Origin of the sequence: Aeromonas sp., from assembly GCF_051657805.1 — a bacterium.
GTDB lineage: Bacteria > Pseudomonadota > Gammaproteobacteria > Enterobacterales > Aeromonadaceae > Aeromonas.
Window position 1 is genome coordinate 274831 of sequence record NZ_JBOFLJ010000061.1, and the last position, 24861, is coordinate 299691.

General features: G+C 62.6%; 22 protein-coding genes, 1 tRNA gene and 2 rRNA genes. 9 read left to right on the forward strand and 16 right to left on the reverse strand.

What is annotated here, in order from left to right:
- Nucleotides 1-2: 2 nt before the first annotated feature.
- From ACRCYW_RS20020 to tatA, 3 genes are all read right to left on the reverse strand, one after another.
- On the reverse strand, nt 3-1463 hold the full coding sequence (locus ACRCYW_RS20020; protein ID WP_438551747.1) for a transglycosylase SLT domain-containing protein: 1461 nt from the start codon (nt 1461-1463) through the stop codon (nt 3-5).
- A gap of 122 nt (nt 1464-1585) precedes the next feature.
- Nucleotides 1586-1882, reverse strand: coding sequence for a YfcZ/YiiS family protein (locus ACRCYW_RS20025; protein WP_438551778.1), 297 nt, complete (start codon nt 1880-1882; stop codon nt 1586-1588).
- Between the two features lie 14 nt (nt 1883-1896).
- Entirely contained in the window at nt 1897-2058 is a 162-nt protein-coding gene (tatA, locus tag ACRCYW_RS20030; RefSeq protein ID WP_100858833.1) for a twin-arginine translocase TatA/TatE family subunit, read from the reverse strand.
- A 270-nt stretch (nt 2059-2328) separates the two neighbouring features.
- On the opposite strand from tatA, the gene ACRCYW_RS20035 reads away from it, so the two are divergent.
- Nucleotides 2329-3297 (forward strand): LysR substrate-binding domain-containing protein, encoded by a 969-nt coding sequence (locus ACRCYW_RS20035; protein ID WP_438551748.1) that lies wholly within the window; start codon nt 2329-2331, stop codon nt 3295-3297.
- A 34-nt stretch (nt 3298-3331) separates the two neighbouring features.
- Here the strand turns inward: ACRCYW_RS20035 and ACRCYW_RS20040 are convergent, their stop codons facing one another.
- Complete coding sequence (locus ACRCYW_RS20040) at nt 3332-3931, reverse strand: YhgN family NAAT transporter (protein ID WP_438551749.1); 600 nt, start codon at nt 3929-3931, stop codon at nt 3332-3334.
- A 99-nt stretch (nt 3932-4030) separates the two neighbouring features.
- The gene (locus ACRCYW_RS20045) at nt 4031-4276 is read right to left on the reverse strand and encodes a YecH family metal-binding protein (protein ID WP_438551750.1); all 246 of its coding nucleotides are present in this window, start codon (nt 4274-4276) and stop codon (nt 4031-4033) included.
- 208 nt (nt 4277-4484) lie between these two features.
- Between ACRCYW_RS20045 and ACRCYW_RS20050 the strand changes: the two genes are divergently transcribed.
- Complete coding sequence (locus ACRCYW_RS20050; RefSeq protein ID WP_438551751.1) at nt 4485-5768, forward strand: dicarboxylate/amino acid:cation symporter; 1284 nt, start codon at nt 4485-4487, stop codon at nt 5766-5768.
- Between the two features lie 143 nt (nt 5769-5911).
- Here the strand turns inward: ACRCYW_RS20050 and ACRCYW_RS20055 are convergent, their stop codons facing one another.
- Both ACRCYW_RS20055 and ACRCYW_RS20060 read right to left on the reverse strand, forming a co-directional pair.
- Nucleotides 5912-6226, reverse strand: a complete 315-nt coding sequence (locus ACRCYW_RS20055; protein ID WP_438551752.1) for a putative signal transducing protein — start codon at nt 6224-6226, stop codon at nt 5912-5914.
- A gap of 57 nt (nt 6227-6283) precedes the next feature.
- On the reverse strand, nt 6284-7186 hold the full coding sequence (locus ACRCYW_RS20060) for a LysR substrate-binding domain-containing protein (protein ID WP_438551753.1): 903 nt from the start codon (nt 7184-7186) through the stop codon (nt 6284-6286).
- A 98-nt stretch (nt 7187-7284) separates the two neighbouring features.
- Here ACRCYW_RS20060 and ACRCYW_RS20065 point away from each other — a divergent pair, with 98 nt between their 5' ends.
- Nucleotides 7285-8337 (forward strand): HlyD family secretion protein, encoded by a 1053-nt coding sequence (locus ACRCYW_RS20065; protein WP_438551754.1) that lies wholly within the window; start codon nt 7285-7287, stop codon nt 8335-8337.
- Nucleotides 8337-9890, forward strand: coding sequence for a DHA2 family efflux MFS transporter permease subunit (locus ACRCYW_RS20070; RefSeq protein ID WP_438551755.1), 1554 nt, complete (start codon nt 8337-8339; stop codon nt 9888-9890). Before ACRCYW_RS20065 ends, ACRCYW_RS20070 begins: the two co-directional genes overlap by 1 nt.
- 61 nt (nt 9891-9951) lie before the next feature.
- Here the strand turns inward: ACRCYW_RS20070 and ACRCYW_RS20075 are convergent, their stop codons facing one another.
- The gene (locus tag ACRCYW_RS20075) at nt 9952-10578 is read right to left on the reverse strand and encodes a lysoplasmalogenase (RefSeq protein WP_438551756.1); all 627 of its coding nucleotides are present in this window, start codon (nt 10576-10578) and stop codon (nt 9952-9954) included.
- Between the two features lie 172 nt (nt 10579-10750).
- Between ACRCYW_RS20075 and ACRCYW_RS20080 the strand changes: the two genes are divergently transcribed.
- Nucleotides 10751-10909, forward strand: coding sequence for a hypothetical protein (locus tag ACRCYW_RS20080; protein WP_438551757.1), 159 nt, complete (start codon nt 10751-10753; stop codon nt 10907-10909).
- A gap of 146 nt (nt 10910-11055) precedes the next feature.
- Here the strand turns inward: ACRCYW_RS20080 and ACRCYW_RS20085 are convergent, their stop codons facing one another.
- The 5 genes from ACRCYW_RS20085 to ACRCYW_RS20105 all read right to left on the reverse strand — a co-directional run bounded on the left by ACRCYW_RS20085 (nt 11056) and on the right by ACRCYW_RS20105 (nt 18618).
- Nucleotides 11056-13620: a TRAP transporter permease gene (locus ACRCYW_RS20085; RefSeq protein ID WP_438551758.1), complete on the reverse strand. Its 2565-nt coding sequence runs from the start codon at nt 13618-13620 to the stop codon at nt 11056-11058.
- A 77-nt stretch (nt 13621-13697) separates the two neighbouring features.
- The gene (locus tag ACRCYW_RS20090) at nt 13698-14669 is read right to left on the reverse strand and encodes a TAXI family TRAP transporter solute-binding subunit (RefSeq protein ID WP_438551759.1); all 972 of its coding nucleotides are present in this window, start codon (nt 14667-14669) and stop codon (nt 13698-13700) included.
- Nucleotides 14670-15347: 678 nt separating this feature from the next.
- The gene (locus ACRCYW_RS20095; RefSeq protein ID WP_438551760.1) at nt 15348-17516 is read right to left on the reverse strand and encodes a S9 family peptidase; all 2169 of its coding nucleotides are present in this window, start codon (nt 17514-17516) and stop codon (nt 15348-15350) included.
- 297 nt (nt 17517-17813) lie between these two features.
- Entirely contained in the window at nt 17814-18245 is a 432-nt protein-coding gene (locus ACRCYW_RS20100; protein WP_438551761.1) for a DUF411 domain-containing protein, read from the reverse strand.
- Between the two features lie 49 nt (nt 18246-18294).
- Nucleotides 18295-18618: a hypothetical protein gene (locus ACRCYW_RS20105; protein WP_438551762.1), complete on the reverse strand. Its 324-nt coding sequence runs from the start codon at nt 18616-18618 to the stop codon at nt 18295-18297.
- 258 nt (nt 18619-18876) lie between these two features.
- Between ACRCYW_RS20105 and ACRCYW_RS20110 the strand changes: the two genes are divergently transcribed.
- The 4 genes from ACRCYW_RS20110 to ACRCYW_RS20125 all read left to right on the forward strand — a co-directional run bounded on the left by ACRCYW_RS20110 (nt 18877) and on the right by ACRCYW_RS20125 (nt 23094).
- The gene (locus ACRCYW_RS20110) at nt 18877-19476 is read left to right on the forward strand and encodes a glutathione-regulated potassium-efflux system oxidoreductase KefF (RefSeq protein ID WP_438551763.1); all 600 of its coding nucleotides are present in this window, start codon (nt 18877-18879) and stop codon (nt 19474-19476) included.
- A gap of 70 nt (nt 19477-19546) precedes the next feature.
- Nucleotides 19547-21403 (forward strand): monovalent cation:proton antiporter-2 (CPA2) family protein, encoded by a 1857-nt coding sequence (locus ACRCYW_RS20115; RefSeq protein WP_438551764.1) that lies wholly within the window; start codon nt 19547-19549, stop codon nt 21401-21403.
- Entirely contained in the window at nt 21400-21786 is a 387-nt protein-coding gene (locus ACRCYW_RS20120) for a SirB2 family protein (protein ID WP_438551765.1), read from the forward strand. The genes ACRCYW_RS20115 and ACRCYW_RS20120 overlap by 4 nt, the downstream gene beginning before the upstream one ends.
- Before the next feature lie 321 nt (nt 21787-22107).
- Nucleotides 22108-23094 carry a helix-turn-helix transcriptional regulator gene (locus ACRCYW_RS20125; RefSeq protein WP_438551766.1) on the forward strand — a complete coding sequence of 329 codons (987 nt, stop codon included), beginning with the start codon at nt 22108-22110 and terminating at the stop codon, nt 23092-23094.
- Between the two features lie 1208 nt (nt 23095-24302).
- On the opposite strand, the gene ACRCYW_RS20130 is transcribed toward ACRCYW_RS20125, so the two are convergent.
- The 3 genes from ACRCYW_RS20130 to ACRCYW_RS20140 all read right to left on the reverse strand — a co-directional run.
- Nucleotides 24303-24379, reverse strand: a tRNA-Asp gene (locus ACRCYW_RS20130).
- A gap of 95 nt (nt 24380-24474) precedes the next feature.
- Nucleotides 24475-24589: ribosomal RNA gene (gene rrf, locus ACRCYW_RS20135) — 5S ribosomal RNA — on the reverse strand.
- Between the two features lie 122 nt (nt 24590-24711).
- Nucleotides 24712-24861, reverse strand: a 23S ribosomal RNA gene (locus tag ACRCYW_RS20140); the annotation flags it as partial.

The window sequence follows — 24861 nt, forward strand, 5'->3', positions numbered from 1 at the left end:
CGTCAGGGTTGCGCCGCCTCGATGGCCTCCGTCTTGCCCTCCAGCTGGGGCAGGCTGAAACGATAGGCCACGTAGTACTTGTAGATGGTGCCGACGTAGTTGATGGGCCCCTGGCCCACCTCGTTTGCCACCAGCTGCTCCACGTTGCCAAACCAGACGTTCGGATCCAGCCCCCTGTCCTTGGCCTTGGCCTGCAGCGCCTGCACCCGGTTGGGCCCAGCGTTGTAGGCCGCCAGCGCGAACAGGTGGCGGTTGATGTTGTCCATCTCGGGGTCGTTGAAATAGGTGTCGAGGATGTGGCGCATGTAGCGGCAGGCCGCCTCCACATTGCCCTCCAGGCTGGTGAGCCTGGCTCCGCGGATCCCCACGGCGCCGCCGGTGCTCGGCAGCAACTGCATGATGCCCACCGCCCCCTTGTTGGAGCGCACGTTGGGATTGAGTCCCGACTCCTTGTAGCCGAGCGCCGCCAGCATCAACCAGTCCAGCTGGTACTTGCCCGCCTGGGTCTCGATCACCTTGCGGATGGTGGAGAGCCGCCCCAGGGGATCCGGCGCCAGTATGTTGCTCATCCGCTCGCTCTGGGCCAGCAGGCGGCGCAACGTCATGTCGCTGTAGAGGGTGCGCTTGCTCGCCTCCGAGATGTAGTCGTTCACCGCCTTGAGCAGCCCGGTGTCGTCCTTGCGCAGAGCCCAGGCGCTGCGGCCCTTGTCCCGCAGGGGGATCAGCTTGTGGGCCTTGAGCCCCCCAATCATGTCGAGCCAGATCCGCCCCTTGAAGCTGTCGGTCACGGTGAGCGGTATGATGCCCGCCGCCACCATCTCCATCAGATCCCCGTCCTGCAGGTACTCGGGCACCTTCTCGATATAGACGGGGGGCAGCCCCAGCTCCCGGAACAACCAGTTCAGCTGATTGAGGCTCTCGTAGTAGCTGGAGCTGGCACGCACCCAGATCCGCCGCCCGGAGAGCTGGGTGATGCGGTTGAAGGCGGGCAGCTCCCGCTGGCTCACCACCCACTCTTCGATGGGGGTGATGAGGGGCTGGGAGAAGGTCACCTGCTCGCGCCGGGTCGGGGTCACCGTCATGTTGGCCGCCACCAGATCCCCGCGCCCCTCGGTGAGGTAGTCCAGCAGCTTGTCCTGGCGCACCGGGATATAGATGATCTTGAGCTTGAGCTTCTCCTTGGGGAGGTAGGTCTTGTTCAGCCAGCGTTCGAAGCCCTGCAGCTGATTGACCAGGATGCCGTACTGGGCGCCCTTGTCGAAGAAGAAGAAACCCCGCTCATAGACCACCAGGGCCCTGAGCTCCTTCTTTTCCAGGATATGGGCGAGATCCCCGGGTTGAGGCAGGAGCTTGGGTCTGACGTCCGGGGCGCGAGAAGGGGTGGCGCCAGACTGGGGATTGAGATCCGCCGCCGGCAGGGGAAGGGAACAGAGTATCAGCAGGACCCAGAGCCATAGCCGCATATCTTCTCCTTCTGCTGGCCGACGCCCGGAACAGGGTTGCCCGCGGGATAACTCAATATAGAACGGGAGAAGCAGGCTGGAGGGGCAAGACGGCAGGCGGGCCTGCCGTCAGATCGCAGGGCTCAGATCGAGCGGGCACGCATCTCGAAGATAAGCTTCTCGGCGGTGCAAGTGAATTGCAGGCGGGCCTTGAGGATCACCCCGTCGGCACCCTGGGTCAGTTCGCTGTGGCACTGGGCCTCGGCGGTGACCTGCTTGGCCAGCGCCTCATAGGCGGCCAGCTTGGCACGGGCGTCGGCTTCTGCCGCGGCCTCGATCACCAGCTCCATCACATCGTCACCCTCACCTATGATGGTTCCAATCTCGGCCATGCTGCCGCAGCTGTCACAGGTTTCCAGCACTTCATCTTTTACAGACATCATTCAACTCCTACTTATTTCGGCTGCGTATCATCGTCACGCAAGGCCTTGCGAAAGTCCTTGATGGCGGTACCCAGATCCTCACCGGCGCCGGCCAGGCGCTTGCTGCCAAACACCAGGACCACGACCACCAGCAGGATCAACAAATGCCAAATATGAATGCCACCCAGTCCCATCGGGATACTCCTGACTGATAGATACCCATTGTTTGTATCAAAAGAAAGCGTAGAAATTGTTGGGCGAAATCAAGGCAGGTGCAAGTTTACAAATCAATCGGCAAAAAAATACGGCGACCATGGCCGCCGTACGAGTCAGTGCTACTTGTCCCCTCAACCGCTACATCCTGTACCAGCCGCCACAAGGCGAGAGACGAATCGAGCATAGAGTCGCCAAGATATGAAAACAAATGGTATAAATTCAACTAAGAATTGACGAGGATTCATATCATGTTGCTGGAGCAGCTCGGCCGTATCGACCTTAATCTATTGATTATCCTGCAAGTGTTGCTGGAGGAGCGCAACGGCAGCCGGGCCGCCCGCCGGCTGCACCTGAGCCAGTCCGCCGTCAGCAAGGCCCTGGGTCGCCTGCGGGAGACCTTCGACGATCCCCTGTTCGTGCGCTCCGCCTACGGGCTGGATCCCACCCCCCGCGCCCTGGATCTGCAACAGCAGTTGCAGCCCATACTGCTCTCCCTGGACAACCTGATCCAGCCGCCGGCCTTCGATCCAGCCAGCACGGAGCGGGAGTTCGTCATCGCCAGCATGGACAGCGCCTTCACCCTGTTTGCCCCCCTCTACCTGAGCGAGCTCAAGCGCCAGGCCCCGGGCATGCGGCTGCGCTACGAGGAGTGGACAGAGCACAGCCTGACCGAGATGAGCCAAGGCCAGGTGGATATCGCCTTCACGGTGCGGGAGAACTGCATCAACTCGGACTTTCGCCTCGATACCCTGCCCAACGCCATCTGCCAGCGGCTGCTGGCCATCGATGACCTCACCTGCCTGGTGCAGCAGGATCACCCGGCGCTGCGCGACCCCGACTGGGATCTCGCCCGCTACCTAGCCTACCCCCATGTGCAGACCTATTGCGAGGGACGGGATCGCTGGATGCTGGATCACAAGCTGGCGGAGCAGGATCTCTATCGCCGCATAGAGGCGACGGTCCCCACCTTCGAGGCGGCGCTGCGCATGGGAATGCACTCGGACATGATAGTGACCCTCTCCCGGCTCTACGCCCGCCACGCGACCCAGGTCTATCCGCTGGTACCCCTGCCCCTGCCGGTGGCCCTGGACAGCATCTCCCACCTGCTGATCTGGCATCAGCGCCACGAGGAGGATCCGGGACACCGCTGGCTGCGGGAGACCCTGCTCACCCTCATCATGGGCAAGCTGGAGACCCCTGCGGCCGAGGCAGCCTGACCCCTCAGGGCTGGTCCGGCGCCAGCCCCTGGCCTTACCCCTTGCCGGTCACTTCCAGATAGTGGTGCACCCCGTCCAGCAGCATCTGCACCGAGATCATCACCAGCAGCATGCCCATCAGCCGCTCCAGGGCGGTGAGTCCTCGCTCACCCAGCAGCTTGTTGAACACCTCGTAGAACATCAGGATCACCGCGCTAGCGCCCCAGGCCATCAGCAGGGCCAGGGACCAATCCGTCATCCGGGTCGGCTCCTGGTTGGCCAGCAGCAACAGGGAAGCGAGGATGGAGGGGCCCGCTATCATGGGGATGGCCATGGGCACCAGGAAGGGTTCCTCCCCGGCGGCCAGTCCGGTCACGCCCCCCGGAGTCGGGAAGATCATCTTGATGGCGATGAGGAAGAGGATGATGCCGCCGGCGATGCTCACCGCCTCCTGGCGCAGGTTGAGGAAGCTCAGGATCTGCTGACCGGCGAACAGGAAGGCCATCATGATGACCAGAGAGAACAGCAGCTCCCGGATCATCACCTTGCGGCGCCGCTTGGGATCGACGTGACGCAGGATGGAGAGGAAGACCGGCAGGTTGCCCAGCGGGTCCATGATCAGAAACAACATGACGGCAGCGGAGAAAGTATCCATACAACGCCCTGGCTAAGCCTTCAGCTAGAGAAGAGAGGGCAGAATACTAACAAAGGGAGGGAGATTGCGCGAGCCACCCAGAGCGGCTCGCCGCCGGCCTCAGCCGTGATTGCAGATCTTGTCGGCGTGGGTCTGGAAACCCTCACCGGATTCGATGAACTTGCCGCGCTTTGCCAGGAAATCGATCAGAGCCTCGGCATCCATCTCGCTGGCGCTGCAGGTGTGAAAGTGGGCGTCGGCGCCGAAGTGCTCGTCGATCGCCTGCTTGAGGCTGGCACGGCTGAACTGCCCCCCCTGCGCCAGCATCATCTCCATCACCTCGTGACCATGTATCGATTGGGACATCTGAAACCTCGTTAATTATCATGTCAGATGCCAATTAGAACCCCAAGCCGACTCCCCGATCTTGACATAGACCAATAAATTGCCGTTTTTCACCCCGCCGGGCTGGTCGTGGCCGCCGCTTTGTCGATAATGTGGCAACCTGATGGCGGGATGGCTACACTAGCGCCCCTTTTTGCCATCGCAGTCAGAAAATAAGGACATTGGCGTCATGCTGTTCCATGGATGGGCCTTCAAGCCCTGGCGGATCTGGACCCGCCGCCCGCTCTGGTTGAAGACCCTGCTCGGCATGCTCGGCGGCATAGCGCTCGGACTCTGCTTCAGCGAGCAGGCGCTGCTGCTCAAGCCCATCGGCGTGCTGTTCGTCAACACCATACAGATGCTGATGGTGCCCCTCATCTTCTGCTCCGTCATCGCCGGCCTGACCGCCCTGCTCGGGGGCAAGGCCCTGGACAGGATCAGCGGCAAGGCCATCGCCCTCTATCTGTTCTCCACCGCCATCGCCATCTGCATCGGCCTGATGATGGGCTGGCTGCTGGAGCCCGGTATGGGCGCCAACATGGGGCCCTACGAGCGCAGCGGGGCCATGGCTCAGCCCACCCTGGCCAGCGTGCTGAGCCATCTGGTGCCCCGCAATCCCATTCAGGCCATGGTGGACGGCAAGATCCTGCAGGTGATCGTGTTCGCGGTGGCCCTGGCCCTGGCCCTCAATGCCAGCGGCCGCCGCGGCCGCCCCGCCATCCGCTTCTTCGGCTCATTGGCGGAGGGCATGTTCAAGCTGACCCAGATGGTGATGGCGCTGGCCCCTTACGGCGTCTGCGCCCTGATGGCCTGGATGACCGGCAAGTACGGGCTGGACCTGCTGCTGCCCCTGCTCAAGGTGATCGGCGCCGTCTACCTCGGCTGCCTGCTGCACGTGCTCGGGGTCTACAGCAGCCTGCTGATCCTGCTGGCCCGCCTCAATCCCCTGCACTACTTCAAGAGCATTCTGGATGCCCAGGCGGTGGCCTTCACCAGCAGCTCCAGCAGCACCACCCTGCCCATCAGCCTGGCCTGTGCCGAGCGCAGGCTCGGAGTCTCCCCCGCCATCACCGCCAAGGTGCTGCCCATAGGCGCCACCATCAACATGGACGGCACCGCCCTCTATCAGGGGGTGACCGCCCTGTTCGTGGCCCAGGCCTTCGGGGTGGATCTGCATCTGGTGGATTACCTGACCATCATCAGCATCGCCACCCTGGCCAGCATCGGCACCGCAGGCACCCCGGGCACGGGGCTGATGCTGCTCACCCTGACGCTCACGGCGGTGGGCCTGCCCCTGGAGGGGGTTGCGCTGATCGCCGGCATCGACCGCCTGCTGGACATGGCTCGCACCACGGTCAACGTCTCCGGGGATATTCTGGTGTCCGTGCTGATCGCCCGCAGCGAGGGGGAGCTGGATCTGGCGACCTATCACGACGCCAACGCGGGCGAAGATATCGACTTCACCCTGCGTTGAAATAGGACGAGAAGAGCTGGCTCTGGCGTGCCCGGGTCACGACGCCAATGCCGGTGAGGATATCGCCTTTTGGCGCCGACGGGAGCGGAAGTCCGGGCTCCCGCTCCCCTCCACCACCAAAGAGAGTCGCGGGGTGAGGGGGATCAGTGGTCGTGGGGATCGTGGTGACAGTGCCAGCAGATGTCGAAGTTGGGGCCGTTCTCCTCTCCGCACTGGCCACAGAGCCAGCCGTTGCCCTGGCGCTGCTGGTAGCGCTCGATGATCCTGCCGGCACGGCTGCGATCCGCCTCGCACACCATCAGGGTTACCTGCAGCAGATCCACCGGCAGCTCCCCCAGGGCTCCCGACAACCCCTCTCCGCTGAGCCGCACCCGCACCCCCTCGACCTCCAGCGCCCCCTTCAGGGCGTGGGCCTCAAGGGAATGAGAGGCCCGATACAAGTTGATCCACTGTTCCATAGCGTCTCCTCAAGACTGCTTGTCGATACCGCCTCGGCGTGGCGTCGCCACCGGCATTCACAACAGGTTGTCGATGCCGTAGTCCGGCCCGTTCGCTACCAGAAAATCGATGAAAACCCGTAACTTGCGCGGCATCAGCCGCCGCTCCGGGAACAGAAGATAGATCGGAACCTTGGGCTGGCGCCAGTCGGACAACAGGGCCACCAGGGCGCCGCTCGCCAGCTCATCATGGCACAGCATGGCGGGCAGGGAGGCCAGCCCCAACCCGGCCTTGGCCGCCTCGCGGGCACAGGTAATGTTATTGACGGTGAATCTGGCGGGAGGATCCACCAGCACTTCTCGACCATCCAGTTCAAAGCACCAGTGAGAGGCGAGAAACCCCGTGCTCACCGCTATCCTTTCGTGGCGGACCAGGTCCTCCGGCCGTTCCACACCCTGGCTGCGCGCCAGGTATTCGGGGCTGGCACAGAGCAGCCGCTCCGTGCTCCACAGCCGGCGAGCCGCCAGGTTAGAGTCATTCATGTCGCCGATCCGCACTATGGCATCCAGCCCCTCGCTGATGGGATCCACATAGCGATTGGTCAGCTCCAGATCCACCCTCAGCCCCGGATAGGCTTGCAGGAAACGCGCCACCAGCCGGCCGACCACCAGTTGCCCCGTCTCGATGGGGACAGCCAGCTTGAGGGTCCCTGTCACCTCCTGCTGGCTGGCGCTCAGCATCAACTCCGCCTGAGCCAGCTCCTCCACCGCCTTGCTGCAGCGCAGGTAGTACTGCTCCCCCGCCTCGGTCAACCTGAGCTGACGGGTGGAGCGGTAAAGCAAACGAACCCCGAGCCGCTGCTCCAGCTCGGCGATGCGACGGCTGACCGTCGCCTTGGTCATCCCCAGATCCTGGGCCGCCGCGGTGAAGGAGCCCTTGTCGACGATGCGCACCAGGATCAAGGCTGCATTCAGATCCATTGTCTCACCAGTGAAACTGTATATCTCATAGATGGATACTAATCGAAACAGTGGGCCGATGTTAGCCTGCACTCCACAGTTCAGGAAAAACCAATATCATGAGTCAACACAAAAAGATCCCCCTGCTGGCTGCCCTGGTACTGGCCGTGCTCGGCATGCTGTTTGCCGCCTACTGGTATCTCCATGGCCGCTATTTCGAGAGCACGGACAACGCCTATCTGCAGAGCGAGGTGACCGGCATCGGCTCCAAGCTGCCCGGCTACATCGGCGAGGTGCTGGTGACCGACAACCAGGAGGTGAAGGCGGGGCAACTCATCGCCAGGCTGGACGATCGGGAGTACAAGACCAAGGTGCTGGAGGCCGAGGCTGACTTGCGCCTCAACCAGGCCACCGCCGAGAACCTGGCCGCTACCCGCATCCAGCAGTTGAGCCAGATCCGCCAGGCCGAGGCCAAGGTGGCCTCCGCCAATGCCGAGCAGGTGCGGGCCCAGCAACAGGTTCGCCGCGTCAGCCAGCTCAATCAGCGTCACTACAGCTCCCAGGACAGCCTGGACGAGGTGCAGGCCGGGCTGCAGGTCAATCAGGCCCTGCTGCAGGAGGCCAGCGCCGCCCTGCAGGCCGCCCGTGAGCGGCTGCTGGTGCTGGATGCGGAGGCCAAACAGAACCGGGCCAGGCTGGCCCTGAGCGAGGCTCAACTCGAGCAGGCCAGGCTGGAACTCGGCTACACGGAATTGCGGGCCCCCGCCGATGGCATCATCGGCAAGCGCAGCCTGCGGGAAGGGCTCTACGTGCAGTCCGGCATGCAGGTGGCCAGCCTGGTGCCCCTGCAGCAGGTCTGGGTCGAGGCGAACTTCAAGGAGACCCAGCTGCAGCACATGCAACCGGGTCAGAAGGTGGAGGTGATCCTGGATGCCTATCCGGATCAGCCGGTGGAAGGCATCATCGACAGCCTGGCCCCCGCCACCGGCGCCAAGTTCGCCCTGCTGCCGCCGGAGAACGCCACCGGCAACTTCACCAAGATAGTGCAGCGGGTGCCGGTCAAGATCCGCATCCCGGAGCCGGGCGCGCTGGCCGGCAAGCTGAGGCCCGGCCTCTCCACCGAGGTGATCGTGGATACCCGTGATCCCGAGCCCATGGTCGCGGCCCACTGATGGACGCCATCCCGCGCCGCAACTGGATAGCGGTCATGGGGGGCCTCATCGGTGCCTTCATGGCCATACTCGACATCCAGATCACCAACGCCTCCCTGAAGGACATTCAGGGGGCCCTGTCGGCCACCCTGAGCGAGAGCTCCTGGATCTCCACCTCCTACCTGGTGGCGGAGATGATCGCCATCCCCCTGAGCGGCTGGCTCAGCCGCGGCCTGGGGGCGCGCCGCTATCTGCTGTGGACCACGGGGGCCTTCATCATCGCCTCCGTGCTCTGCTCGTTCAGCTGGAACCTCACCAGCATGATCGTCTTCCGGGCCCTGCAGGGGTTCACCGGCGGCGCCCTCATCCCCATGGCCTTCTCCCTCATCATCAGCCTGCTGCCGCTGCACAAGCGGGCCACCGGCATGGCGCTGTTCGGCCTCTGTGCCACCTTCGCCCCCACCATAGGGCCGACCCTGGGGGGCTGGCTGACGGAGCAGCTCTCCTGGCACTACATCTTCTACCTGAACGTGCCCCCCGGCCTGCTGGTGATGGCCATGCTGGCCCACGGCCTCGACAAGAAGGGGGTGGACTGGGAGGTGATCAAACGGGTGGATCTCATCGGGATCCTCACCATGGCGGTGGGCCTCGGCCTGCTGGAGGTGGTGCTGGAGGAGGGCAACAGAGAGGACTGGTTCGGTTCCAGCTTCATCGTGCGCCTCAGCGTCATCTCTGTGGTAGCGCTCATCTTCTTCGTCATCAGCCAGCTGCTGCGCCGCCACCCCCTGGTCAACCTGAGGCTGCTGCACAGCCCGCGCTTCGCGCTCGCCTGTTTCGCCTACCTAGTGCTCGGCATGGCGCTGATGGGGTCCATCTATGTGCTGCCGCTCTACATGACCCAGATCCACAACTACAACGCCCTGGAGATCGGGGAGGTGCTGATGTGGATGGGGCTGCCCCAACTGCTGGTGCTGCCCCTGGTGCCCAGGCTGGTGACCAGGATAGACCCGCGCTACCTGGTGAGCTTCGGCTTCCTGGTGTTCGCCATCAGCTGCTTTATGAACATGCACATGAGCGCCGACTACGCCGGCCCCCAGCTGATCCAGTCGCTCATAGTGCGGGCCCTGGGCCAGCCCTTCGTGATGGTCCCCCTCTCCCTGGTCGCCACTGCCAGCCTGACCCCGGACGAGGTGCCCTCCTCCTCTACCCTGCTCAACGTGCTGCGCAACCTCGGCGGCGCCATCGGCATCGCTATCATCGCCACCATGCTGGACAACGACACCCGCATCCATGCCAGCCAGATCGGCAGCACCCTGGCCGCCAGCAGCATAGAGGGGCAGAGCTACCTGCTGCAGCTGGCCCAGAACATGATGGCGCAGGGTGCAGGCCCGGAGCAGGCACAGTTGCAGGCCCAGGCCATGCTGGCGAACACCATCAACCGGGAGGCGGCCATCATGGCCTACAACCAGGTGTTCTACGTGATGGGGATCTTCCTGCTCATCGCCAGCGCCCTGATGCTACTGCTCAAGCAGCCGCCCCCCAAGGCGGCCGATGCCGAACCGCTGGAGGCGTGACAGCGCAACGAAAAACGGGCCCATTGGCCCGTTTTCTATGGTCGATTCGCTGGCCGAGAAGTCAGCCCGCCAGGGAGGCGGCGATCAGGAACTGGGCGGCGTAGTAGCTGCTCATGATCCAGGCTTTGGCATGGGGGAAGGGGCGGCGGAAGCGGTCAAGGGCCAGCATGCTGTCGGAGAAGAGGAACATCAGGGCCCCCACCAGGGCGGCGGCGCTGCCGGCGGTGAGGGAAGCGTGCCAGGCACCAGCCGCCACCCAGGCCATGGCGATGATCACCAGCATGTAGCAGAACACGGGGATCTTCATCTCCCCGAGCCTGCTCCACAACATGCCGAACACCATGCCGGCCACCGCCAGCAGCAGCAGGCCGTCCACCAGCTTGAGCACCAGGGGTCCCTGGGCAAAGCCCACTATGTAGCAGATGTGCGCGACAAGAAATGCCGCCAATCCCTGGATGAAACGGTCCCGCGGCAGCATCAGCAGCACGTCACCGGCGAGGGAGAGGCAGAGGCCGAGCAGGATCCAGGCGTTGGATCCATTGTGATCGTCGCTCTGATAACCGAACGCGAGGGCGATGATGAACACCATGGTCAGCGGCTTGCTGATATAGAACTGGCGGGCGTCCGAACCGTAGGCCGCGCGGATATGCCACCAGCCGGATGCGATGATCAAGAAACTCAATAACATGCCCTGCTCCTCACCGGCTGCTCGCCCTGAAGCGGCAGCCTCTTTAATGACTGCCAGATTAACAAATTCCCGAGGGCAGTGGCAGGGGGCGCGACAGATGGAACCCTACGCCTAAAGTCTAATTGCCCCCTCCCCCCGGCTCGGGCATAAGAGTCAGCTCAGGAGGATCACCATGGAAGACGCAATGACCAACTATCTGCCCGCCATCGACATCATGATGTGCCATCTGGGGATCAGCTTCGAACAGGCCTGTGAGCAACTGGGGCTGAGCCCGCAGGAGCAGCAGACCCTGGATCTGCTGCAAAAGCAGCAACAGACCCACTCCAACTAAGATCCCCAGGTGACATCATGATGTGTCATCTGTGGGGATCCGCTTCGAGCAGACCTGTGGACCGGCTGGCCCAGTGAAGCCGCAGAAACAGTAAGCGGAACGATTCCTACCCATATTGAAAACGGCGCCCGAGGGCGCCGTTTCTATTAGCAAGCCAGGCGACGCCTGCGTTGCAGCCAGACCACCAGGCCGAACAACAGGAAGCCGGGCAGCCACATCAGCTCCTTGTTCCAGCGCTCGGTGGGTGCCTGGACGGAGAGGATCCGCTGATCGATCTCCAGCCCCAGCTCGGCAGCCGGCGAGCCGAAGCCCACGTTGTCCAGCAGCACCTTGCCATCCTGCTCGTAGAGGGCGAGCCCCAGATGCTCGAGGCGCGCCTCCCCACTCGTGCCATCCGGCACCGGCAGCAACACGGTGAACTGGCGCAGCTTGCCGACCGCGTCCTCCCCTTCCATCCGCAGACGCAGGGTGCTCTCGGCATCCACCTGGCCCAGGGTCTGGGTCAGGGCGGCGGGATCCGTGTCACGATAGGGATCGTGCACCATGTCCATCCAGAAGCCCGGGCGGAACAGGGTGAAGGCCACCAGCAGCAGCAGGACGCTCTCGTACCAGCGGCTCTTCACCAGGAAGAAGCCCTGGGTGGCTGCGGCGAAGATCAGCATGGCGGCGGTGGCCACCGCGAAGATCAGCACCCCGTGGGCGAAGTCCACGTTGATGAGCAGCAAATCGGTGTTGAAGATGAACAGGAAGGGCAGCGCCGCGGTGCGCAGGCTGTAGTAAAACGCCGTGATCCCGGTCTTGATGGGATCCCCCTTGGAGACGGCGGCGGCGGCGAACGAGGCCAGCCCCACCGGCGGGGTCACGTCCGCCATGATGCCGAAGTAGAACACGAACAGGTGCACCGCGATGAGCGGCACTATGAGGCCGTTCTGCTGCCCCAGGGTGACGATGACGGGCGCCAGCAGGCTGGAGACCACTATGTAGTTGGCGGTGGTCGGCAGCCCCATGCCGAGGATCAGGCTCAGCACGGCGGTGAGCAGCAGCATCAGCAGCAGGTTGCCCATGGAGAGGAACTCCACCAGATCCGCCAGCACCAGGCCGACCCCGGTCTGGGAAACCGCCCCGACTATGATGCCGGCGGTGGCGGTGGCGATGCCGATGCCGATCATGTTGCGGGCGCCGGCGATCAGCCCCTCCCGCAGATCCACGGCTCCGTCGACGAAGGAGCCGTAGTGGTGCTTGCCGTCGGTGCGCAGCCAGTTCAGCAGCGGCCGCTGGGTCAGCAGGATCACCACCAGCATGACGGTGCCCCAGAAGGCGGACAGACCGGGGGAGAGACGCTCCACCATCAGGCACCACACCAACACCACCACGGGCAGCAGGAAGTGCAGGCCGGAGAGCAGCACGGCGCGGGTGTTCGGCAGCTCGTCCAGCGGCTTGTCCGGATCCTCGGCGGGCAGGGGGTCGTTGTTGGCGGCTATCTTCAAGAGCCCCAGATAGGCGGCGACCAGCAGCACGGCGATCCCCGGCAGGGCATAGTCACCCAGGGCGGGCTTGAGCCAGCCGAGGCCATAGTAGACAGCCATGGAGAGGCCGCTGATGAGGGCGGCGCCGAAGGCGAAACCGGTCAGGCGACGCAGCCAGGGCTTGGGCTGACGATTTCCGATGGGCTCCATGCCGAGCTTGAGCGCCTCCAGATGGACGATGTAGAGCAGGGCGATGTAGGAGATGGCCGCCGGCAGGAAGGCGTGCTTGATGATCTCCACATAGGGGATGCCCACATACTCCACCATCAGGAAGGCCGCCGCTCCCATCACGGGGGGCATGATCTGGCCGTTGACCGAGGAGGCCACTTCCACCGCCCCCGCCTTCTCCTTGGAGAAACCGACCCGCTTCATCATGGGGATGGTGAAGGTGCCCGTGGTGACCACGTTGGCGATGGAGGAGCCGGAGATGACCCCGGTCAGGGCCGATGCAACCACCGCCGCCTTGGCCGGGCCGCCGCGCAGGTGACCGAGCAGGCTGAAGGCGAGCTGGATGAAGTAGTGGCCGGCGCCGGCCCGCTCCAGCAGGGCACCGAACAGCACGAACAGGAACACGAAGCTGGTGGAGACCCCGAGGGCGATGCCGAACACCCCCTCGGTTGTGATCCACTGGTGGTTCGACAGCGCGTGCAGGCTGACCCCGCGGTGGGCCAGCAGGGAGGGCATCCAGGGGCCGGCCAGGCTGTAAGCCAGGAAGACGATGGCGATGACCGCGAGGGCCGGCCCCAGGGCACGGCGGGCGGCCTCCAGCAGCAACGGTACGCCGATGCAGGCGACCGCGAAGTCCATGGTGGTCAGGTTGCCGGGGCGCTGGGCCAGCTCGGCATACATGATGAAGAGGTAGCCGGCGGCGGCGGCCCCCACCAGGCCGAGGGCGATGTCGGCGAGGGGCACCCTGTCCCGCGGCGAGGTACGCAGGGCCGGGAAGACCAGATAGGCGAGCAGGATGGCGAAGGCCAGGTGGATGGAACGGGTCTCGGTGTCGTTGAACACGCCAAAGCCCAGGGTAAAGGGCAAGGGGGAGGCGATCCACAGCTGGAACAGGGACCAGAGCAGGGCGAGACTGGCGATGGTGGCGCCCATGGCACCGATCGGCAGCCGTGCTCCCACGTCCTGGGCGATCAGCTCCTCGGCCGAGAGCGCCTCTTGTTGTTGTGCTTGTTGCATAGTGTGACTCTGTTGCTACCGCTTATAAGCAAGACTCGCCCCGGGCGGGGCGAGTCTGGGGATGAGACACCGGGCCGTTACAGCCAGCCACGCTCCTTGTAGTAGCGCGCGGCGCCCTCATGCAGGGGAGCGGAGAGGCCCACCTTGATCATGTCGGCTTCCTTCAGATCGGCGAAGGCCGGGTGCAGGCGCTTGAAGCGATCCAGGTTGTCGAATACCGACTTCACCAGCTGATAGACCACTTCCGGATCCGCCTTGGCGCTGGTGGAGAGCACCGCCTTGCCGCCGATGGACGGGGTCGGGTTCGGGCTGCCCTTGTAGATGCCACCGGGGATCTCTGCCTTGGTGTAGTAGCTCTTCTCCGCCAGCAGCTTGTCGATCTCGGGGCCGGTCACCGGCACCAGCACGGTGGCCGTGGTGGTGGAGGCTTCCTGGATGGCGCCGTTCGGGTGACCCACGAAGTAGCTCATGGCATCGATGTTGTTGTCACCCAGGGCGGAAGCCTGCTCCGCCGGTTTCAGCTCGGAGACCAGGCTGAAGGCAGACTTGTCCCAACCCTTCACCGCCATGATCTCTTCGAAGGTGTCCCGCTGGCCGGAGCCCGGGTTGCCGATGTTGACGCGCTTGCCCTTGAGATCGTCGAAGCCGGCTATCTTGGCATCCTGGCGGGCCAGTATGGTGAAGACTTCGCTCTGCAGGGAGAAGACGGCACGGATGTCCTCCATGGCACCTTCAGCCTGGAAGGGAGCCAGCCCCTTCATCGCCTTGTACTGGTGGTCGGACTGCATGATGCCGAAGTTGAACTCACCACTGCGGATGCCATTGACGTTGGCCACGCCGCCGCCACTGGCCGGTGCGTTGCACTTGATCTGATGATCGGCGGCGCCGCGATTGAGGAAGCGGCAGATGGACTGACCCGCCACATAGTAGACGCCGGTCTGACCGCCGGTGCCTATGGTCACGAACCGCTCGGCGGCTTGTACCTGTCCACCGAACGAGGCCCCGACCAGGGCAGCGGACAAGGCGCACGCCAAGGATAATCCTTTCATGTTTTTCTTCCTTTTCATCGATTTATCTCACCCGATTCCCGGGTGAATATGAGTCAGGCCCGCATCAAGACTGGGCCTGTCTATATGACCTCATGCGAGGAAGGGGTCGGGCGAAAATGGATGCCCTTCCCAAAGCCACCATCGTCCTGTGGTGAGATAATCGGCGTCATGCCGACCGAGGGTGATTCGACCAGAAGAGGGCCGGATCAAAAGTTGCAACCACTCGATTAAGCACAGGGCGCCAACATTAATCAAACAAAACAGCAAAGTGGCGGATTAAAATAGCGAGAAATTTGAAGCGGATCATCAATTTTTCGATCCTGGATTAATTTGTTGTGCTAGCGGCAGGAGCCGGGAATGGAGAGGGTTAGATTCCTTTGTAACCCTTGCTGGGTAAGGGATAACGCACTAGCGTGTTGTGCTGCCTTGAATGGAAAATACGAAATAAATGGCAGGCAGAGTTCCCACTGACAGCAGAAGCTGATGCAGTCCTGACAGGGGACGATCCCGTCGACCCGCCGCCATCCAGTTAACATCTTCGTATCATGGGGCCGTCCCGATGAGGCCCGCAGAGACCGAGGGAGACGGGATCATGGCCCCGCAGATAGCAGAAGGCCCGGCTCCCCATCGACCTTGGGTAGCCGGGCCTGTTGTCAGCCGAGGTGATCCCCCAGCGGTTTATGCCTTCGGCTTGGCCAGATCCAGGATAAACGCGAACTCCAGGGCGATGTCCTCATAGGCCTTGAAGCGACCTGACTTGCCGCCGTGACCGGCGTCCATGTCGGTGCTCAGCAGCAGCAGGTTGTCGTCCGTCTTCAGCTCCCGCAGCTTGGCCACCCACTTGGCCGGCTCCCAGTACTGCACCTGGGAGTCGTGCAGACCCGTGGTGACCAGCAGGTTCGGGTAGGCCTGGGCCTTGACCTGATCGTAGGGGCTGTAGGCCAGCATGTAGTCGTAGTAGCGCTTCTGGTTCGGGTTGCCCCACTCGTCGTACTCGCCGGTGGTGAGGGGGATGGACTCGTCCAGCATGGTGGTCACCACGTCCACGAAGGGCACCTGGGCCACCACGCCGCGATAGAGCTCAGGCGCCTGGTTGATAACGGCCCCCATCAGCAGGCCGCCTGCGCTGCCCCCCATGGCATAGACCTGATCCCTGGCGCCGTAACCCTGGCTCACCAGGGACTGGGTCACGTCGATGAAGTCGTGGAAGCTGTTCTGCTTCTTGAGCAGCTTGCCGTCCTCATACCAGCCGCGGCCCAGCTCCTCGCCACCCCGGATGTGGGCGATGGCGTAGACGAAGCCGCGGTCCAGCAGGCTCAGCCGGGCTGTGCTGAAGTCCGGATCCATGCTGGCGCCGTAGGAGCCATAGCCGTAGACCAGCAGGGGATTGTGGCCATCCTTCTTGAACAGATCCTTGCGATAGACCAGGGAGACAGGCACCTTGACTCCGTCGCGGGCGTCGATCCAGAGCCGCTCGCTGGCATATTTCTCAGCCTTGAAGCCCGCCACCGCCTGCTGCTTGAGCAGGGTGCGCTTGCCGCTGTCGAGGTTCAGCTCATAGGTGGAGGACGGCGTGGTCATGGAGGAGTAGCCGTAGCGCAGGGCACTGGTGTCCGGCTCGGGGTTGTAGCCAAGCCAGGTGACATAGGCGGGATCGTCGAAGGCGATCTCCTTCTGCTCGCCGCTCTGCCAGTTCACCTGGCGCAGCCGGGTCAGCCCCTGGCTGCGCTCCTCCAGCACCAGCCAATCCTTGAACAGGGCATAGCTCTCCAGCAGCACGTCCGGGTTCGGAGCGATCACCGCCTTCCAGCGATCCACCGGGCTCTCCTTGGTCTCGTACAGGCCGAAGTTCTTGCCGTCCTTGTTGGAGCGCACATAGAAGCGGCCGCGGTAGTGATCCAGGCTGTATTCATGATCCACCTGGCGCGGCAGGAAGAGGCGCGGTTTCTGGCTCGGGGTGTTGGCATCGATGAGGCGCGCCTCCCCTGTGGTGGTGCTGGAGAGCGCGATGACAATGAAGTCTTCCGAGGTGGTGGCGTAGAGGCTGACGTAGAAGCTGTCATCCTTCTCCTCGTAGACCAGCTGATCCTTGGCGGGATCCGTGCCGAGCTCGTGGCGATAGACCTGGTAGGGCAGCAGGGTCTGGGGGTGCTTGCGCACATAGAACACCGTCTTGCTGTCGTTGGCCCACACCAGGTTGCCGGAGGTGTTCTCCAGCTTGTCCGCCGCCCACTGGCCGCTCTCCAGATCCAGGAATTGCACCTGGTACTGACGACGGGAGAGGAAGTCTTCCGCCACCGCCAGCCAGCGGTTGTTGCGGCTCACCTCGAGCGCCCCCAGGGCGTAGAACTCGTGCCCCTCGGCCCGCTGGTTGCTGTCCAGCAGCAGGCTGGGTTTGGGTTCAGCTTGCCCTTGCGTTCCCACAGGGGTGCGGGAGTAGATGCCGTACTCCTTGCCAGGCTCGTAGCGGGTCTGGTAGCGGTAGCCGTTCTTCACGTAGGGCACGGACTCGTCCTGCTGGGGGATGCGGGCCACCATCTCCTTGTAGAGCTGCTCCCGCAGGGGCTGGGTCGGCTTGAGCACCGCCTCCGTATAGGCGTTCTCGGCCTTGAGGTAATCCAACACCTCGGGCTTCTGACGGTCGTCGTCCCGCAGCCAGTAGTAGTTGTCGACCCGAACCTCACCGTGCTTCTTCAGTGAATGGGGGTGCTTGGCGGCCACGGGCGGGAGAATGGCAGGCTGGATGACGGTATCGCTTGTCGGCATGGCGGACTCTTCATTGGCATGGGTGGAAGGTGCGGCGGCCAGACAAGCCAGCAGCAGCAACCCTCGGGAAACGTTGAACATCTCGCATCCTTTGCGCACTGACAGGATGGGGGAAACGCTGGCCAGACGCCACGGCATGAGGCCCGTTGGCTGGCCAGGGCACCGTGAAGGCGGAGGCCCTTATCCTGTGGGAATAATTTGGCGTTCAATCTGCCCCTTGTCGCCCCGGGTTGCAAGCGATCCCCCCTCATTCCCCCCAAAACAACGAAAAAGGGCCACCATCTCGCGATGGTGACCCCTTCTCTGGCCATGAGCGACACGGGTTCGCTCAGGTGTGCCTCACATGATGGAGTGGTGTCGGCTCATGACCAGTGTTCGTCAGCCGGGATAGCTCGACCAGACCTTGGTCGCGCCCTCCTGATCTATGCTCAGCACCTGGTAGGGCTGACCCGGGATGTCCATACCCGGCGCACTCTGGGGCATGCCCGGAATGGTCAGGCCACGGATCGCCGGTTTCTCCTTGAGCATCTTCTGCACGTCGGCGGCGGGCACATGCCCCTCGATCACATAGCCATCCACCACCCCGGTGTGGCATGAAGCCAGCTGCGGGGTAATGCCATATTGCTGCTTGATGGGGTCGAGCTGCTCGGTTTCCACGACCTTGACCTCAAAGCCGTTGTCTTCCATGTGCTTGACCCAGGTCTTGCAGCAGCCGCAGTACTTGGATTTGTAGACTGTCATCTGCTCCGCTGCCAGGGCAGAGAAACTGACGGTACCGGCCAGCAGGGCCAGTAACAGGGACTTGTACATAACTCACCTCGGATAAGAAGAAATGCCCAACGATGGGGAAAGTATCGACTCAATCCAGGGTGCGAGGGGGACGCTCCAGCCGCGCCCTGGGGGCATCCGGCATATAGAGGGAGGGGGAGAGGAAGTCCGGGGAGTCAGGTTCCAGCCTGGCCACCGTCAGGCTGTCACCCGTCAGCACCGTCATGGCGAGGGCCGAGGTGAAGCTGCCGCAGGGCATGGCCTTCTCCAGGGTACGCTCGCTCTGGCTGCAGTGGGTCGTCAGGGTACAGAGATCGGTCGCCGCCCGGCTGCCAAACGACATCAACACCAGCAGCAGACTCCACAGGGGGAGCCAGCGACGGGCGTGAGCGAGTTGGCGGCGGGTCAAAACCATGACATGACTCAGTAATCAAAGGAGGCCTATGGTAACCCCTGGCCCTGGGGGAGGGTCAAGCCTGCCACCTGAGGGAGATCAAAAGAGGGTGAGATAGGCCGGATGCCGTGGCACACTGCCCCTGACAGCGTGGCGCCAAAAGAGACGCGTACCACCAGGGCCCCTCGCCCGCCACTGGCGACTCGGGGCGCTTCTTGATAACGTCGCCACTCGATGCATCTTTTTCGCAGGCGCGAATTCCGCTCAGGTTATGACCCCATGAAACGCATTCTGGTTATCTTCTCGCACCCGGCGCTGCAGAGTTCCCGGGCCAACCGGCAACTGCTGCAGGCCATCGACGGCCTGGAGGGGGTCACCCTGCACGACCTCTATCAGCAGTACCCGGACATGTATATCGACGTGAAGCGCGAGCAGGCGCTGCTGGCGGCGCACGATCTCATCGTCTTCCAGCACCCCTTCTACTGGTACTCCTGCCCCGCCATCATGAAGGAGTGGATGGATCTGGTGCTAGAGTACGGTTACGCCTACGGCCCCGAGTCCCAGGCGCTGGCCGGCAAGCAGTGGCTCTCCGCCATCACCACGGGGGGCGCCCCCGAGTCTTATTGCAGCGCGGGTTACAACCAGCGTCCCCTGCTCGACTTCCTGCTGCCCTTCCGGCAGACCGCCCAGCTGTGCGGCATGGATTGGCTGCCCCCCTTCGTGCTGCACTCCTTCCACAAGTTGCAGGATCCCCAGGCACTGCACCGCTGCGGTCAGGACTATCGTCAGCTGATCGAAGCCCTGCGCGATGAACGGCTGACCCCGACCCAACTGGGTGCGAGCCCTTATCTGCGGGATCTGCTGGAGGTGCTCTCATGACACGAACCCGGATCTTCTCCCGGCTCACCCAGCCGGCTCGGGTGAACCCGTCCGAACGGAGGGCCAGCTGATGGGACATGGATTGCTGTTTGACGCCCTCATCTATCTGTCGGCGGCGGTGATCGCCGTGCCGCTGGCCAAACGCTGGGGGCTGGGTTCCGTGCTCGGCTACCTGCTGGCCGGCATCATCATAGGCCCCTTCCTGCTCGGTCTGGTGGGGGAACAGAAAGACGTGATGCACTTCGCCGAGTTCGGGGTGGTGCTGATGCTGTTTCTGGTCGGTCTGGAACTGCGCCCCGCGCTCCTGTGGCAACTCAAGGGTCCCATCCTCGGCACCGGCGGCCTGCAGGTGCTGCTCACCACGGCCGCCCTGACCGGGGTCGCCACCCTGATCGGTCTGCCCTGGCAGCAGGGGCTCGCCATCGGCCTCATCCTGGCGCTCTCCTCCACCGCCATAGTTCTGCAGAGCCTGCAGGAGCGCAAACTGATGCAGAGCGAGAGCGGCCGCTCCGCCTTCGCCGTGCTGCTGTTCCAGGACATCGCCGTGATCCCCATACTGGCGGTGCTGCCCCTGCTCGCCATAGCGCCCGTGGTCAGCAACGGCAACCCGGATCTCGCGGGCTGGCAACACGGCCTGCTGGTGGTGGCCGCCATCGCCGGCATAGTGCTGGGCGGTCATTACCTGATGCGGCCGGTGTTTCGTGCCATCGCCCAGTCCCACATGCGGGAGATCTTCGTCGCCGCAGCCCTGCTGCTGGTGATCGCCATCGCCGTGCTGATGGAGTCGGTGGGCCTCTCCCCCGCCCTCGGCTCCTTCCTGGCCGGCGTGGTGCTGGCGGACAGCGAGTATCGCCACGAGCTGGAAGCGGACATAGAGCCGTTCAAGGGGCTGCTGCTCGGTCTGTTCTTCATGTCGGTGGGTGCCGGCATCGACTTCAGCCTGTTCGCCCAGCATCCCCTGCTGATCCCGACCCTGGTGATCGGCCTGATGGTCTTGAAGTGGCTGGTGCTGATGGCGCTCGGATTCATCATCCGGGTCTCCCCCAGCCAGCGCTGGACCTTCGCCCTGGCGCTGGCCCAGGGGGGGGAGTTCGCCTTCGTGCTGTTCTCGTTCGCCGCCCAGAACAAGGTGCTGCCGGGCACGACCATCTCCCTGCTGACCCTGGTGGTGGCCCTCTCCATGGCGCTGACCCCGTTGCTGCTGATCCTGAACGATCGGGTGATCCAGCCCTGGTTCGATTACCGCAACCGGGAGGATCTGCCCAAGCACGAGCAACCCGAACTGGTGGAGCACCCCGTCATCATCGCCGGCTTCGGACGCTTCGGTCAGATAGTGGGTCGTCTGCTGCACGGCCACGGCATTGGCACCACCATCCTGGAGCAGGACGCCAGCCAGATAGAGATGCTGAGAAAGTACGGTTATCAGGTGTTCTATGGGGATGCCAGCCGGCTCGATCTGCTGCACGCCGCCGGTGCCCACAAGGCCAAGCTGCTGGTGCTCTCCATCAATGATCCCGCCACCTCCCTCACGGTGATCGAGATGGTGAAGAAACACTTCCCGCACCTTAAGATACTGGCGCGTGCCCAGGACAGACCCACGGCCCACGAGATCCTACGCCTCGGCGTCGACAGCGTGCACCGTGAGACCCTGGGTTCGGCGGTGGATCTCGGGGTCGAGGCCCTGACCCAGCTCGGTTTCAGGGCCAACCAGGCCTGGCGCGCCGGCCAGATGTTCAAGCAGTACGACAACCGGCTGCTGCGCGAGCAGGTCAACTACCTGGACGACGAACACACCTATATCAACAAGAGCCTGCAATACCGGGAGATCCTCTCCGATCTGCTGCAAGACGATCAGGAAGGGCAGGAGCGTACCCACGCCCACAACTGGAACAGCGGTCTGCACGACAACGACAAGGAAGCAATATGATTGCCTATTACCCCCTGCTCAAACACCTGCACATGACGCTGGCGCTGGTCAGCGTGCTGCTGTTCCTCTACCGCTGGCTGCTGGCCCTCGGCGGCAGCGCCCGCTTGCAGCAGAAGTGGCTCAGGATCCTGCCTCACCTCAACGACACCCTGCTGCTGGTGTTTGGCGTGCTGCTGGCGGTGACCCTGCAGGTGAGCCCGGGCCAGCAACCCTGGCTGATGGCCAAGCTGGTCGCCCTGGTGCTCTACATCGGCCTCGGCGTCATGGCGCTCAAGCGCCCCGCCCGCGGCCAGAAGCTGGTGGCCGGCATCGCCGCCCTGGCGGTATTTGGCTACATAGTCGGTGCCGCCATGACCAAGTCTCCCTGGCCCTGGCTGGTCTGAATCCTGGAATGATAGGGTGAGGGCGCGGCTCTCACCCTCTGCCCCCCTCTCCCAACCTGACTCGGCTCCCTCTCCGTTCTCCCCGCCTCCATCCCTCATCTTTGATCCCGTTCACGGATAATCCCTTGTCGCCACTGTCATTTTTCTCAGCCAAAAAAGGCTTCATACAGCACTCATTGTGGCGTATTTTATTATCACTATCAGTGAGTTAGCCACGCATGTATGAAAATGGCGACAGTTGTCGCAGCAAAACTTGCGACATAGACTGTCGCAACTGCTGGCTAGGATAAACTCAACGCTAAACCAGTGAAGGCATGCACCATGAGTAAGAAGCTGTTACGACAACTGACCTTGGCGCGTTGCATCCCGCACCGCCCTTACAAGCTGACCGCCAGCCAACTTCAGGTAAAACTGGAAGAGGAAGGCATACACGTCAGTCTGCGTACCGTGCAACGGGACCTGGAAGAAATGTCCGGCATGGGACTGTTCGACCTCACCTCCGATGAACGCAGCAAACCCCATGGCTGGTGCTTCGAGCGCCACGGTCTGAACGACTTTGCCAACATCATGCCGCTCTCCCTGGCGGTGGCTCTGAAAACCTGGAGCGACCAGGCGAGCCAACTGCTGCCGGCAAGCGTGCTGACCGAATTGAACCCCTTGGTCGACAAGGCCGGCCAGGTGATCCGCGACAGCCAGAGCGAACTGGCGGAGCGCTGGCTCGAGAGCGTGCACCAGTCCCCGCGCCCCTTCGCCGGCAATCCGGAGATCCGTCGCAGCACCCTGATCCGCGATGCACTGTGGCGTGGCCGCAAGTTCAGCGCCGAGATCCAGCGTGTCATCAAGGAGCGCACCGTGTGGCTCTGCTATGACCGCATCAACCCGCTCGGCATCCTGAATCAGGCCGACGGCCCCGTGCTACTCTGTACCCTGTCCGAGCTGGACCCCAAGGTCTACGGCATCCCGTTCGATCACATCAAGAACGTGGAGCTGACCAACTTCAGCGCGACCCAGCCCAAGGAGTTCAACATCCAGAAGCTGATCCGCGACCAGGGCTACCAGGACGTCAGCGGCCCCATCCGCTTCGTCGGCCGCATCGATGCCAACTGCCCGACCCTGATCGATGGCCAGATCCCGGGCCACAACCCGCGCATGACTCGCTACGACAAGCGCAGCGTGGTGGTGGAGACCGAGGTGCAGGACACCCCTGAGTTCCGCTCCTGGCTGAACAACATGAGCGGCAACCTGGAAGTGTTGGCCCCCGAGTCACTCCGCAAGGCATATCCGACGCCTGGCACTCGAGTCAGCTGATCAAAACTCGCCATTAGCCATCAAAAGCCGGGATTTATCCCGGCTTTTGTATGATTAACCAGCATATTCATTCAATAAATTTTGAACGATTACACCCCTGTTTGAACCGTTTGTACCATCGTTTTCCTGCCGTTTCCCCCGTGTGAGAGATCCGCCATCCCCCCTGTAAGACCCCTCAGTGTCGAACCGTACGTGAAGCCATCCCTGGCCTGTAACGCTTTCCTCAGAAATCATTCAATACATTGATATATATGGAAATTAAATTTCAATGGTTAAAAATGACACTCCCACCTGCCCTCCAGAATGGGGTTGTACGTCTTGTTCCCCCCTGCCGTTGCCTTAATATGGGTCTCACAAGGACGGCGCGGGTTCGGCAGGATGCAGAAGCAGCGCATAAATAGGACAAGCCGCAGGATGTGGCAGGACACCTCAGGACGAGGCCGATAACCAGGATGGTTATCACAAGGATGAAAGGACAGCCGCAGGATGCGGTGTCGGACACCTCGGGACGAGGCAGAGTGGCAGGATGACCGCTCTTCAGGATGAAAGGAACCTCGCCGGAGGCGACAGGAACGGCTTCAGGATGAAGCGAGATAATCCGGATGGTTGTCTGTCAGGAAGACGCAAGGAACACCGCGGGATGCGGTAATGGACACCTCCAGGACGGAGAGGGTGAAGCAATCAGGAAGGATTGCCAGGCTAGGATGGCCACAGGACACCCCAACGGAATGGGAAGGGGAATTTCCAAAGGAAAGGATAGAGTCAGGGATTGCAGGGAGCATGGCAGTTCAGGGACTGGACGAGATGACTTGAGGGGACGGCAGCAGCCGTCCCCTTTTCTTTTGCGGGATATCCGAGAAGCAACCTTTCACTCCAGCGCCCTGCAGACTCCACTCTATAGCCAGAACTCACCATATCAGCGCCAACGGCAGCCCTCTGCCACTGTCCCTGATTCGGGCTGATCCTCTCCCCCAGAAGCATAAAGGCTGCATCTCTGGCCCCTGGAATGGCATCGGAGTCCAGCCACCCCTAGCGTACCAGGCCCGATACCCACTCCCCCTAGCTTTGCGTGTTCGACTAAATGCTGTGACCTTGAAAGGTCTGTGCTGTTCGATGAAATGGACGAGAAAAGGCGAGGAAAGTCTGTGGGGATGAGAGAGTGCAGAAATGAAAAAAAGCCCAGTCTTTCGACTGGGCTTCTTAAGTAGTGGCGGAGCGGACGGGACTCGAACCCGCGACCCCCGGCGTGACAGGCCGGTATTCTAACCGACTGAACTACCGCTCCGCATTCGGTTAGCTTCTTAGCTAAATTGGTTGCCGCTTACTGAGGTGTCATCCTCGCAGCCGGTCATGTGCTTTCACATCACCGTTTAATTGGGTGCCTGGCAGTGTCCTACTCTCGCATGGCGAATGCCACACTACCATCGGCGCTACCGCGTTTCACTTCTGAGTTCGGCATGGGATCAGGTGGTTCCACGGCGCTATGGCCGCCAGGCAAATTCTTAATCTAGAAAGCTGACGTGAATAACGACTTGGCTAGTTTGCTTTGTCATTACCACTGAATTTGAGTAGTTCGTTCTATTTGCTACAAGCCTTAGAACACTTCTTGGGTGTTGTATGGTTAAGCCTCACGGGTAATTAGTATGGGTTAGCTCAACACATCACTGCGCTTACACACCCCACCTATCAACGTTGTGGTCTCCAACGGCCCTTTAGGACCCTCAAGGGGTCAGGGATGACTCATCTCAGGGCTCGCTTCCCGCTTAG